The 11,679-nt window shown below is 60.0% G+C and carries 14 protein-coding genes; 6 read left to right on the forward strand and 8 right to left on the reverse strand.

The genetic code is table 11. The features are described from left to right. Nucleotides 1–35: 35 nt before the first annotated feature. Nucleotides 36–950 (forward strand): GlxA family transcriptional regulator, encoded by a 915-nt coding sequence (locus M0H32_RS10025; protein ID WP_248153474.1) that lies wholly within the window; start codon nucleotides 36–38, stop codon nucleotides 948–950. Between the two features lie 59 nt (nucleotides 951–1,009). Here M0H32_RS10025 and M0H32_RS10030 read toward each other — a convergent pair whose 3' ends face one another. Next, entirely contained in the window at nucleotides 1,010–1,426 is a 417-nt protein-coding gene (locus M0H32_RS10030) for a Ros/MucR family transcriptional regulator (RefSeq protein WP_248153476.1), read from the reverse strand. A gap of 706 nt (nucleotides 1,427–2,132) precedes the next feature. On the opposite strand from M0H32_RS10030, the gene M0H32_RS10035 reads away from it, so the two are divergent. Further along, nucleotides 2,133–3,260 carry a porin gene (locus M0H32_RS10035; protein ID WP_248153477.1) on the forward strand — a complete coding sequence of 376 codons (1,128 nt, stop codon included), beginning with the start codon at nucleotides 2,133–2,135 and terminating at the stop codon, nucleotides 3,258–3,260. Between the two features lie 317 nt (nucleotides 3,261–3,577). On the opposite strand, the gene M0H32_RS10040 is transcribed toward M0H32_RS10035, so the two are convergent. Then, complete coding sequence (locus M0H32_RS10040) at nucleotides 3,578–4,495, reverse strand: LysR family transcriptional regulator (RefSeq protein ID WP_345779327.1); 918 nt, start codon at nucleotides 4,493–4,495, stop codon at nucleotides 3,578–3,580. Nucleotides 4,496–4,566: 71 nt separating this feature from the next. Between M0H32_RS10040 and M0H32_RS10045 the strand changes: the two genes are divergently transcribed. Beyond that, the gene (locus M0H32_RS10045) at nucleotides 4,567–4,797 is read left to right on the forward strand and encodes a hypothetical protein (protein ID WP_248153480.1); all 231 of its coding nucleotides are present in this window, start codon (nucleotides 4,567–4,569) and stop codon (nucleotides 4,795–4,797) included. Nucleotides 4,798–4,866: 69 nt separating this feature from the next. Here the strand turns inward: M0H32_RS10045 and infC are convergent, their stop codons facing one another. Beyond that, a complete protein-coding gene (infC, locus tag M0H32_RS10050; protein WP_248153557.1) occupies nucleotides 4,867–5,406 on the reverse strand; it encodes a translation initiation factor IF-3 in 540 nt (179 codons plus the stop codon). 313 nt (nucleotides 5,407–5,719) lie between these two features. Here infC and M0H32_RS10055 point away from each other — a divergent pair, with 313 nt between their 5' ends. Continuing rightward, nucleotides 5,720–6,184 carry a translation initiation factor IF-3 gene (locus M0H32_RS10055; RefSeq protein ID WP_248153481.1) on the forward strand — a complete coding sequence of 155 codons (465 nt, stop codon included), beginning with the start codon at nucleotides 5,720–5,722 and terminating at the stop codon, nucleotides 6,182–6,184. On the opposite strand, the gene M0H32_RS10060 is transcribed toward M0H32_RS10055, so the two are convergent. From M0H32_RS10060 to M0H32_RS10070, 3 genes are all read right to left on the reverse strand, one after another. Beyond that, nucleotides 6,181–6,555: a YkvA family protein gene (locus tag M0H32_RS10060; protein WP_248153483.1), complete on the reverse strand. Its 375-nt coding sequence runs from the start codon at nucleotides 6,553–6,555 to the stop codon at nucleotides 6,181–6,183. The two genes, M0H32_RS10055 and M0H32_RS10060, sit on opposite strands and share 4 nt — an antisense overlap. 82 nt (nucleotides 6,556–6,637) lie before the next feature. Beyond that, nucleotides 6,638–6,886, reverse strand: coding sequence for a hypothetical protein (locus M0H32_RS10065; RefSeq protein WP_248153484.1), 249 nt, complete (start codon nucleotides 6,884–6,886; stop codon nucleotides 6,638–6,640). Between the two features lie 41 nt (nucleotides 6,887–6,927). Further along, nucleotides 6,928–7,092, reverse strand: a complete 165-nt coding sequence (locus tag M0H32_RS10070; RefSeq protein ID WP_248153485.1) for a hypothetical protein — start codon at nucleotides 7,090–7,092, stop codon at nucleotides 6,928–6,930. A gap of 255 nt (nucleotides 7,093–7,347) precedes the next feature. Here M0H32_RS10070 and M0H32_RS10075 point away from each other — a divergent pair, with 255 nt between their 5' ends. Then, nucleotides 7,348–7,773 carry a DUF4399 domain-containing protein gene (locus M0H32_RS10075; RefSeq protein WP_248153486.1) on the forward strand — a complete coding sequence of 142 codons (426 nt, stop codon included), beginning with the start codon at nucleotides 7,348–7,350 and terminating at the stop codon, nucleotides 7,771–7,773. 198 nt (nucleotides 7,774–7,971) lie between these two features. Here the strand turns inward: M0H32_RS10075 and M0H32_RS10080 are convergent, their stop codons facing one another. Further along, nucleotides 7,972–9,660 carry an acyl-CoA dehydrogenase family protein gene (locus tag M0H32_RS10080; RefSeq protein WP_248153488.1) on the reverse strand — a complete coding sequence of 563 codons (1,689 nt, stop codon included), beginning with the start codon at nucleotides 9,658–9,660 and terminating at the stop codon, nucleotides 7,972–7,974. Between the two features lie 162 nt (nucleotides 9,661–9,822). On the opposite strand from M0H32_RS10080, the gene M0H32_RS10085 reads away from it, so the two are divergent. Next, nucleotides 9,823–10,728 (forward strand): YihY/virulence factor BrkB family protein, encoded by a 906-nt coding sequence (locus M0H32_RS10085; protein WP_248153489.1) that lies wholly within the window; start codon nucleotides 9,823–9,825, stop codon nucleotides 10,726–10,728. A 13-nt stretch (nucleotides 10,729–10,741) separates the two neighbouring features. Here the strand turns inward: M0H32_RS10085 and M0H32_RS10090 are convergent, their stop codons facing one another. Further along, entirely contained in the window at nucleotides 10,742–11,608 is an 867-nt protein-coding gene (locus M0H32_RS10090) for a DMT family transporter (protein WP_248153491.1), read from the reverse strand. Nucleotides 11,609–11,679 lie beyond the last annotated feature (71 nt).

The following is an 11,679-nucleotide window of genomic DNA, read 5'->3' on the forward strand; positions in this document are numbered from 1 at the left end:
GGCGCAAATGACAAAGAATGTGCTAAATCAGCCAAATGACAAAGCCGATCACAATCGCCGTCCTCGCCTATCGGGGCGCTCTTCAATCGGCCGTGCTTGGCCTTCAGGATGTGTTGGGATTTGCCGGGCAGGCAGGGCAGGGCACCGTCGATGTCGAGGTTCTGAAAGATTTTCCTAAGAGCGACGCTGCCTATGACGCGGTGATCCTGCCGCCCTCCATGGGGCCGTTCCAGCCGGAGGAAACGCCCGATCTGCCCGCGTTTCTGCAAACCCAGCACCGGAACGGCGCCGTGGTCTGTTCGGCCTGCACCGGGCTGAGTTTCGTGGCAGCGGCCGGTCTTGCCGGCGGACGAAAGGTCACGACCCACTGGGGCCTGGAGCAGCGGCTGAAGACCGACTATCCGGACCTGTGGCTCGATACGGACCAGCTCCTGATCGAATATACCGACCTCGTCACCGCCGGCGGGTTGATGGCCTGGGTCGATCTGGCGCTGGCGCTGGTGGAGCGTTTTCTGGGGTATGGGGTCGCGGTGGACACCGCGCGTCATTTCATCGTCGACTTCCGTCGCCGCGATCAGCGCCGGTTCCGCCGTTTCCTGCCCGGTCTGCGCCATGGCGATACCGCCGTCCTGAAAGCGCAGCATTTCCTGGAGCGGTATCGGGAAGAAGCCGTAACTGTTGCGGACGCCGCGCAGGCAAGCGGCCTGCCTGGCCGGTCCTTCCTGCGGCGGTTCAAGGCCGCTACGGGCCTTGCGCCGAAGACCTATTTGCAGGAACTCAGGATCGAGCGCGCGCGCGATCTGCTCATCGATACCGAGCAGAGCGTCTCGGAGATTTGCTTCGCAGTCGGTTACAACGACCCGCCGTCCTTTGTGCGGCTGTTCACACGGTTGTCAGGGCTGACGCCGGGTGCCTTCCGGGACCAATATCGTCGGGACCACCGCCAGTAAGCGAAAAACCCCGCAAGGGCGGGGTCTTCGAACGGTTTGCGTATGCCGCATGGCACGGATCAGCCGCGCCGGTGGCCGAGTTTCGATTCCTTCGCCATTTCCGCGCGTTTTTCTGAATATTTGGGCGCGACCATCGGGTAATTGGCCGACAGGTTCCATTTCCGACGGTATTCCTGCGGTGTCAGATTGTACTTGGTCTTCAGGTGACGGGTCAGGAAGCGGAACGGTTTGCCGTCCTCCAGACAGTAGATGAATTCCGGCGTCACCGAATTCTTGATCGGGACAGCGGGAACGGGGGCTTCCGCAGGTCTTTGCGTGGTCGCGGCCTTTTCAAGAGCGCCGTGCACGTCGCGGATCAGGCCGGTCAGCTCCCCGCTCGCAATGGCATTGTTGGTGACATAGGTCGAGACGATATCCGCCGTCAGCTCCACGAGACTGGCGGCCTGGACATCTTTTCCCTCTTCTGGCTCCAGCATGGAGGCTCCTTGTTACGGGGGGAGGATGCATGCATCTGATTCGCCCGGATATCCGATTGGGCATGGGCTCTAAATAGATTTGTTTCACGACTTCAGTTTTCAAGTACTGATACAAAAAATTACAAATAAAATGTCAGAAACACGAAAAAAGGGGCGGGCAACCCGGTCTCGCTCGAGTGCTGTCTGTAATACGCAAGAAATTCGTTGCACGGCGCACTGGATAGCGGAAACTTTTCTAATTTTTCCAACAAATCCTAACAAGTACGACAAGTGCATTCTCATTTTAAGCCAAATTTGACCGATTCAAGGTCGCCGTCGAAGCACTCGAAGGGCGGTTTTTCAATGCGCAAGAAGACTAGCTGTCAAAATTTGTTCGAAATATTTTCAAGTAAACGTTAGTAATGAAAAAGGCAGTCATATGGGGTCCGTTTCCAATGTGTTCAAGGGGGCGGTTCAAAAAGTGAATGATCAAAAAAATAGCATGTTAATCAATGTGTTGTAAAAATATGACTCCAAGTCTCAATGTTCGGATTCGAAATTTTTACGCTTGCGGAAAGACGATTGGATTGTCTTTTTAGGGGCGCTGACACCAAGTTGGGTGATGTAAAGCTCAATATGTGTAAGTTGATAAATTCGCGCAGCGGATCGCATTAAAGTATTTGCAATCCCCCTTCCCCCAGCGCGGAACCGAAACTGGAGTAACGAAATGAAACTCAAGAGCTTGATGCTCGCTGCTGCCTCCGTGGCGGCTGCAACCACTGCCCAGGCGGCCGACCTCCCGGTCGCTCCGGAGCCGGTGGACTACGTGCGTGTATGCGATGCCTATGGCGCGCGCTTCTACTACATCCCGGGCACCGAAACCTGCCTGCGTGTCGGCGGCCGTGTCCGGACCCAGTTCGTGGTGAACAACGTTCTGGAAGACGGTGCGTTCGGCGATCGCGACGCCGATGGCTATTCCTGGCTGGCTCGCGGTTACGTCTACCTTGACGCTCGCACGGCGACCGAATTCGGCACGCTGCGGTCCTATGTGTCGATCTATTCCACCAACACCAACGGTGCGACCTCGACCACGCTTGAAAACGCCTACATCCAGTGGGGCGGCCTGACAGCCGGCCGTCTGACGTCGAACTTCGACATCTATACCGGTCAGGCTTTCATCGGTGTTGTCGATCGCGACTGGTCCGACGTGACCACCAACCAGATCGCCTATACCGCCGCGTTCGGCAACGGCTTCTCCGCGACCCTCGCGCTGGAAGACCGGTCCGAGCGTGAATACGGTTCCTATGGCGGTACCCGCATGCCGGACGTTGTCGCCGCGCTTGGCGTCTCCCAGGGCTGGGGTAACGCACAGCTGTCCGGTGCCCTGCACCAGGTCTATCCGAACACTGCCAACAACCGCGCCAATGGCGGCGAAGACGAGCTCGGCTGGGCCGTCGGCGGTGGTGCCAGCATCAACCTGCCGTTCGCGAATTCCGGTTCCAACGTGTTCTTCCAGGGCTTCTATGCCGACGGCGCGCTGGCTTACATCACCACCTATGACGGTGTAGCCGACTACAATGGCGGCGACACCTCCACGGGTTACTCGCTGTCCGCCGGTGCCTATATCCAGGCAACGCAGACGGTCGGCCTTGCGATTGACGGTTCTTACGCCGATATCGACGCGGCCGCCGGCCTCAACGACGTCACCCGCTACGCCATCGACGGCTCCGTGCAGTGGTCGCCGGTGTCCGGTTTCGTGATGGGTGCGGACGTTGGTTACGCCAATGTCGACATCGACAATCAGGGCGACACGGACGAACTCCTCTTCGGTGTTCGTATGCAGCGCACGTTCTGATCGGACGACAGCTTACCTGGCTGAAGACCTCCAAACCTCCAGTCAGTCATGCGGCCCGGCAGTTTCCAAGCTGCCGGGCCGTCCCCTTTGAAGGGGGCGGTGAGATATGTGCTGGGTGGCAAACATGTGCCGTCCATGCCGGGGGGGGCGAATTGCGGGAGGTCAGCGCCAAGGGTGGCGGGCCTGTTTCTGACGGGAGATCCGCGACTCGTTTGCCCTGGAAATGCCAGAGATCTTGGGGGCAGCTCAAGGTCCGCGCAGCTGAAAGGACTTTTTTGGGGCTGGCACTTTACTTCGAAGCCGCCGCGAAGCTGCCGTCAGGTTTCGTCCTTGAAAAGCGCCGTATAGCGGGGCGCGAAGAATTTCGTGAACTGCCGCACTTCCGGGCGTTTGTAGGCCTGTTTCGAAATCAGCATGAGATGCTCCGCCGACAATTCCTCGATGGGATCGCAGCAGCGGACAAGGTCGGTGTCCTGTTCGACAAGCTTCAGGTTCAGGATGCCCAGACCCATGCCCGACTGGATCGCGGCATGCATCAGCTCGAACTCGCTGAAGGAGAGGGCGATCTGCTCCGGAGCGACGTGATCCAGCAACCAGGAATGCATGACCTTGGAAACATCCTCGCGCTCGAATGTCACGAATGAGTGGCCTGCCAGATCGTCCAGGGAATCCGGCAGTCCATGTTTTGCAGAGTAGGTCCGGGACCCGAAGAGGGCATATTGCGCAGTGCTGATCTTTCTGCAGATAAGATCGGCTGGAGGCGGTGTGCGCGTGAGGCGCAAGGCAATGTCCGCCTCCCCCTTTTCCAGATCCAGCATTTTCATGCCCGGCAGGAATTCCAGCCTTACCCCGGGGTGGCCTGTCGTGAACTCGTTGAAGATCTTTTTGACGCGCGGTGAAAAGTTCGCGGAATAGGCGGTGATGCGTATCGGTCCTGGAGACGCCAGGCCGCTCGCCTCTTTTTCCAAGTCCGTTATGGCGGCCTCGACCGCTTCCGCCGTTGCAAGAAGGGCCCTGGCATGACCAGTGGGATGAAATCCGCGTGTGTCGCGCTCAAAGAGGGGGAGGTTCAGATGGTGTTCCAGGATCTCGATCCGCCGGGCAACGGTCGGCTGGGCAAGTCCCAGCAAGCGTGAGGCCGCCAGCGTCGATCCCTCGCGATACACCGCAAGAAAAGTCTGAATGTCCGTCCAATTCGAGATACGGCTCTTCATTTCTGTAGAGCAACACAACATTGCAACGGATACCAGCCGAATGTGCTGCGCCGTACCATTCCTGAACGCTGAATATGCAAAGGAGCCTGGAGATGTCCGCACTTTCAACAAGGCGCCGCGGCGATGCCTGCCTGTTCGGTTGGTACGTGCGGCTGAACAGCCTGCTATCCGGTAAGGAGAGAGGCAGGCAGAAGGCCAGGGCCACAGAAGACCGGCAATCGTATCAGGACTGCCTGCGCGACCTGGTGCTGTCGCGGCCACATGCCTTTGCCAATGAAGTCGACGTCCAGTATCTGCTGCAAATGTATCCTTCGGGCAGATAGGTCCGGTTCGCCGGCATACAAGAAACCCCGCCGAAGCGGGGTTTCGAAATTCTCGAACTGTGCTGTTGCCTATTTGATCGGCGCGAGCACCATCACCATCTGGCGGCCTTCCAGCTTGGGCGCGGATTCGACCTTGGCGATTTCGTTGGTTTCCTCGCGAACCTTGTTCAAAAGATTCATGCCGAGGTCCTGGTGCGCCATTTCGCGGCCCCGGAAGCGGAGCGTGACCTTCACCTTGTCTCCGTCATTGAAGAAACGCAGCATGTTCCTCATCTTCACCTCATAGTCATGGGTGTCGATGTTCGGACGCATCTTGATCTCCTTGATCTCGACGGTCTTCTGCTTTTTGCGGGTCTCTGCGGCTTTCTTCTGGGCCTGGTACTTATACCGGCCATAGTCCAGGATTTTACAGACAGGCGGATTGGCGTTTGGCTGGATTTCAACAAGGTCCAGACCGGCATCCATGGCGATGCCCATCGCCTCTTCTGTCGGAATGACGCCGCGGTTGGCGCCTTCATGGTCAATCAACTGGACTTCGCGTACGCGAATTTCTTGGTTTGTGCGCGGGCCTTCCTTCGTAGGAGGCGGGGCGCGGAACGGACGGCGAATGGTCGCAATCTCCTCTATGGTTTCAATGTGACGTCAGAATTTGGCTCGGTGCCTACACGAAAAGCCTCGGGACTACAGTACCAAGGAGATAATGCGTGCATGGCCTGACGCCATCCCCTAAGCTCCTGCGAAACAGGCAAAAAGTCAACCGAAAACAGCGGTTCTTCTGGGTGCAAGCCGTGAATCCGGCCCTGGTACGGACACTGACCCGATTTTGATACGGCTCCAGAGCTCCCGTTGCATAGAGTTGCAATCCGGCCGGTGCGAGATCAAGCAAGACGGCAGCACATTCAGTTCAAGAAGGACCGGTGGTTTGGACGGCGGAAAGTTTCTTTATCAACTCCTGAAAGTGGTCATCGGCTTCATTGCGGCCGTTCTGGGGTGCGGGCTGTTCCTTTCCTGGGGCTTTTTCCGGGGCGGGACACCGGAAACCGATCCGGTCGGCTTTGCCGCAACAATCGGCGCCGGACTGGTCACCGCAAGCCTTGTCGGCGCCACCGCCCTGGTCCCGGCAACTGTCCTGATCGGATTGGCGGAGGCGGCCCGTTTGCGCAGCATCATCTTTCACGTCGGCGCCGCTGGGGCCTTGGCCTTCGCGCTCTGGACGCTCGGGGAAGAGGTCGGTACGGCCGATTTGCGACCGGGCAGCGCGGTCGCCCTGGCCGCCGGGTTCGTGGCCGGTGCGATTTATTGGCTGATCGCCGGACGCAGTTCCGGTGGGTGGCACGGCAGAGCCAGGCGCAGAGGCGCAAAACAGCCCGATGACCAGGCTGACTAAAGTTTGTCGTCCTTGAGCGCTTCGCGCGCGGCGTCATAGTGATCGTTGCGAATATGGCTGCGCATCATGGCGAAGGCCGCCATCAGGACGGTGGCGTCATCGCCGAAACCGATGCCGAGGATGAAATCGGGAATGGTGTCCACCGGCAGCACAAAATAGGCAAGCGCCGCCAACAGGGTGGCGCGCACCTTGGTCGGCGTTGACGGATCGAGCGCGCAATAATAGCCGGCAATCACGTCTTCCATGAACGGCACCTGCCGGGCAGCCTTCTTGGCTGTCGCCAGCAGTTTTTCCCGGATGGTGATTTTTTGCTCGTCTTCGGGACCAAGGATTTCGGGGTCGAAGCCCATGTCTTGAAAGGTTGTGTTCATGACGGTGCCTGCCTTCTCCTCGTCTTAAGATAGGATCAGGCGCTTGCCGGTTCAATTGTCGGAGCAGTGAGCGGGCCTTCCGCTAAAGGGTTGCGGCACTGTTCTCGTCCTTTTGGGCATTGTCGCGGTGCCCGAGTTTCGCGAGTGCGCGGTCGATTTCCCTGAGGCCGGAATCCGCGGCATCGTCGTTGCCCATCGGGCTTTCGGTGGCCGCACGTTGCAGCGCGCGCGCGTCCTCCCGCAGCTTCAGCAGCGCTTCGATGCGCGCGGCTGCGGATCGCGTATCGTCCTTGAGAATTTCAGAGATCTGTCCGGTGATGTGGCTGGTCATGGTTTATGCTCCTGTCTGTCACTTGGCGCAGGGCTTACGGCTCAGTAACCCAGCAGAAACGTGAGCGCGAGCAGCGACAGCAGAATGCCGCTCAGGCCAAAGCCGAAGGCCAGGCGTTTCCAGTCCCGTGCCTCGCGTGTTCGGATGCGTTCCTGAAGGATGTCGTCATACCGGTCGGCCGCGATGAGAAAACCGTGATGAATCATGGTGTCGCCCTTGTATGTCTATGGTCCCAAACCCGGCCATCGGACCGGATATGTGCTGAAAACGCGTCGCGGGCCTTATGGTTCCACGCGAGGGATGGGAAGCGCCGGCCGTCACGAGCTGATGTTTGCCTTTTGACCCGGTCAACTGCCCGGCCGGCCAGAAATGTGATCCATGTCACTTTCATCAATGGGCCATTGGGCGCATCTTGCTACCTGTAGGCGGATTGGGGTCCAACACCGATAGGGAGAATCATCATGAAATCCAGCCTGATTGCACTTGCGGCATCGCTCGCCTTTGCCCTGCCCGCAGCGGCGGGAGAAACGCCGGCGCCGGACGGCGCGAAACTCTATTTCATCAATCTGAAGGATGGCGACACGGTGAAAAGCCCCGTGCTGATCCAGTTCGGGCTTGCCGGCATGGGGGTTGCCCCGGCCGGTGTGGATGACAAGGAAAACACCGGCCACCACCACCTCATCATCGACGAGGCAATTGAGGGTGAAGAACTGGATGAACCGATCCCGGCCGACGATCATCACAAGCATTTCGGCGGCGGTCAGACCGAAACCAGCATCGAGCTGACGCCGGGCATCCACACCTTGCAGCTGGTGCTTGGCGACTGGACCCACATTCCGCACAACCCGCCGGTGATGTCGGAAAAGATCACCGTGACGGTGGAATAGAAGCGTCAGGCATTCAGCCCACTGCGCGAAACAAAAAACACCGTCACCCAGAGGAAGCGCTTAGCGCTGTCTCGATGGATGGACTGCTTGTTCATGAGTTCGTGCCGGCCATCACTTTCGGGCCAGACACTCAGGATGACGATTTTGAGCGGGAGACCGCTCCGGAAAGGGAAAGGCGGCGATGCCGCCTTTCATTGCTCATGCGTTGCCACGCGTTTCCAGCAGGCGGCGGGCGATGACCTGGGCCTGGATTTCCGCGGCGCCCTCGAAGATGTTGAGGATGCGTGCGTCGCAGAGCACGCGGGAAATGGCATATTCCAGCGCAAAACCGTTGCCGCCATGGATCTGCAGGGCGTTATCCGCTGCTGCCCAGGCGACGCGAGCGCCGAGCAGCTTGGCCATGCCGGCCTCCAGATCGCAGCGCTTGCCCGAATCCTTCTGCCAGGACGAGAAATAAGTCAGCTGGCGGGCGATCATCAGTTCCACGCTCATCAGCGCCAGCTTGTCGGAGACGCGCGGAAAGTGGATCAGCGCCTTGCCGAACTGGATGCGTTCCTCGGCGTATTTCAAACCGAGGTCGAGCGCGGACTGGGCAACGCCGAGCGCTCGGGCCGCTGTCTGGATGCGGGCGCCCTCGAAGGTCTGCATGAGCTGCTTGAAGCCTTCGCCCTCGACCTGGCCTAAAAGGTTTTCGCCCTTGACCTCGAAGCCGTCGAAGGCGATCTCGTATTCCTTCATTCCGCGATATCCGAGCACCTCGATCTCACCGCCGCTCATGCCTTCGGCCGGGAACGGATCTTCATCCGTACCGCGGGGCTTTTCGGCGATGAACATCGACAGACCCTTGTAGCCCGGCTCGTCCGGATTGGTGCGGGCGAGCAGCGTCATGATGTCGGCACGCACCGGATGGGTGATCCAGGTCTTGTTGCCCGAGACCTTCCAGGTGTCGCCGTCCTTGACCGCGCGGGTCTTCAACGAGGCCAGGTCCGAGCCCGTGTTGGGCTCGGTGAAGACGGCGGTCGGCAGGATCTCGCCGGACGCGATTTTCGGCAGCCAATGCTGTTTCTGCTCTTCTGTGCCGCCGCACAGGATCAGCTCGGCTGCGATTTCGGAGCGGGTGCCGAGGGAGCCGACGCCGATATAGGCACGGGAAAGCTCCTCGGAGACCACGCACATGGCCTCCTTGCCGAGGCCGAGCCCGCCATACTCCTCAGGGATCGTCAGGCCGAAGACCCCGAGCTCGGACATCTGCTCGATGACTTCCAGCGGGATATACTCGTTGTTGAGGTGCCACTCATGGGCATGGGGCACGACGGTGCCCTCGGCAAAGCGGCGCATCTCGTTGCGGATCTGCTCCATGGTCTCGTCGAGACCCGGATCGCCGAAAGTGGAGTGGCCGGCCTGGTCGCGGATCAGGCTGGTGATCTCGGCACGGATCTCCGGCGTGTTGCCGGTGTCGATCAGCGATGCGATTTCGGGCGTGTGAAACTCCTGGGTTTCAGCAAAGGAGATCCCGAGATCGGCGAGGCGCACGAACTCGCCCTGGTTCATCGGAATGCCGCCGAAGATCTGCGCCAGGTATTCGGCAAAGCCGAGCTGGACGATCCGGTCTTCCAGAGTGCCGTACCGGCCTTCACCCGACAGGCGGCGCGCATAGGCATCCAGCTGGCGCAGTGCCTCGACATAGGTCGCCAGCCAGGCGAGGCCGTGCGTGGCCCGCTGTTCCTGTTCCATCCGGGTCGACGAGATCCGGCCGTCCTGGGTCACCAGCTCGCGCACACGCTGCGCTGCGAGAGTGAGCAGCCGGTCGAGGGTGTTTACGGCCGCCTCCGTTCGTTCTTGAAGGGTTTCCCGATTTTCTGCCGCCGGAAGCGCTGCGGTGGACATGGCCATCTCCGTTTTCATTTGTTGCGCCGGGGCGCTTTTTGTTGAAGCTATGTTGCGTCGCACACAGGTATTTGTCGAGAGCGAATTTATAGACCTTTTGGACGAGGGGAATTTTGCGGGCGGGCTTGACGGCGGGCCATCGCAAAGGCCACATCAAAGGCCATGAGCGCCCGACAGACAGTCCTTGTGATCTATGCCGTCCTCAAGGACGCGATTGGCCACTTTGCCCGCGACGACGGTTTCGCCATGGCCAGCCATGTCGCCCTGTCCGGCCTGCTGGCGGTGTTTCCGCTGCTGATCTTCATTGCTTCTCTGGCGGCTTTTTTCGGCATGACCGGCGCCGCGGACACCGTTTCGGAGCTTCTGTTCGATGCCTGGCCGGAAAGCGTCGCCTCGCCGGTCGTGCGCGAGGTCCAGAACGTCCTCACGGTGCGCCGTGGAGACTTGCTGACTTTCGGCGCGGTGGCGGCATTGTGGTTTTCCTCCAATGGCGTGGAGGCCCTGCGCACGGCGCTGAACCGGGCCTACCGTCAGCACGAGCACCGCTCGTTCGTGCTGCTCAGGCTGCAGTCCATCGCGCTGGTCCTGTTCGGGGCCGGCATTTTGCTCGCCTATACGTTTCTCGTGGTTCTGGCGCCGCTCGGGCTGGAGGCGCTTACAGCCTATATGCCCAAGGTGGAGGCCTTTCTGCTGTCGATCAATGTCGCCCGGTTCACGCTGGCCGGCTCGCTTCTGGTGATGGGGCTGTTCATCACACATTGGCTGCTACCGTCGGGCACCCGCAGGTTCCGGGATCTGTGGCCCGGGGTCCTGGCGACCCTGGTCATGTGGATCATTGCCGGCAGCGCCTTCGGTGCTTACCTCGCCAGCTTCGCCAACTACGTCTCCACCTATGGCGGTCTCGCCGGGATCATGACCGCGCTGATCTTTCTCTATATCTGCGCGCTGGTGTTCATCCTGGGCGGTGAACTGAATGCCGCAATCTTGCGGCAGCGGCGCTACTGGCAGCGCCAGAGAGACCGGCGGGAAATGACCGTTCCGGCAGAGGCAACGCCGCCGAGTTTCTGATGGTCCTGTCGGCCTATCTGGCCGTTCGAATGGTCAGAACCGCGCCGATCACCAGGGCCATGCCGGCAATCTGGATCAAGGTCAGCGTCTCGCCGAACAGAAAATAGCTTTCCACCGCGGTGGCGACCGGCACCAGATAAAACAGGCTGGCGACCTTCGAAACCGCGCCGTCACGGATCAGCACCATCAGCAGGAGAATGGCCCCGACCGACAGCACCAGCACAAGCCAGGCCATGGCGAAGATCAGTTCACCGGACCACATGATCCGCCAGCTTTCGGTCAGGGTGAGTGGAGCGGTGACGATGAGGGCGCCGACATATTGCCAGACCGTCGCGGCCAGGAGATCGGTCTGCTGTACGAACCGCTTCTGATAGACGGTGCCGAGACTGATGGCGGCGACCGCAATGAACACCACACCGATGGTTGCCGGCGTGATGCCAGAGCCGCCAAGGTCGAATTTGGGGCCGAGCACCAGCGCGAGGCCGGTCGCGCCGATCGCCATGGATAGCCAGTGCTTCACCGAAATCGTCTCGTTCAGAAGCGCGACGGCCATCAGGGCCGTCAACACGGGCTGAAGCCCGACAATGATCGACGACAGCCCCGCTGGCATGCCCTGCTTGATCGCCCAGAAGACCCCGCCGAGATAGATCCCGTGCACCAGCATGCCGGTGACGACGCAGTGCAAAATGGCCACCGGTGTCTTTGGCCAGGACTTTGCCAGGAGCATCGCCAACAGAATCAGCACGGGCAGGACGATCACGAACCGCACTGTCAAAAACACCATTGGATCGATATACGGGGCGCCCAGTTTGGAGCCAACGAACCCGGTCGACCACAGAAGCACGAAGATTGCCGGCGATAGTCTGGCAAGGGAAATCAAGAGGCACCTCAAAGGCTAAGAGAAAAATGCCGTAGCGGAAGAAGAGCGTGGGTTCGGCGGTGTCGCCTGGG

The organism is Roseibium sediminicola (assembly GCF_023156505.1).
Classification (GTDB): Bacteria; Pseudomonadota; Alphaproteobacteria; order Rhizobiales; family Stappiaceae; genus Roseibium; species Roseibium sediminicola.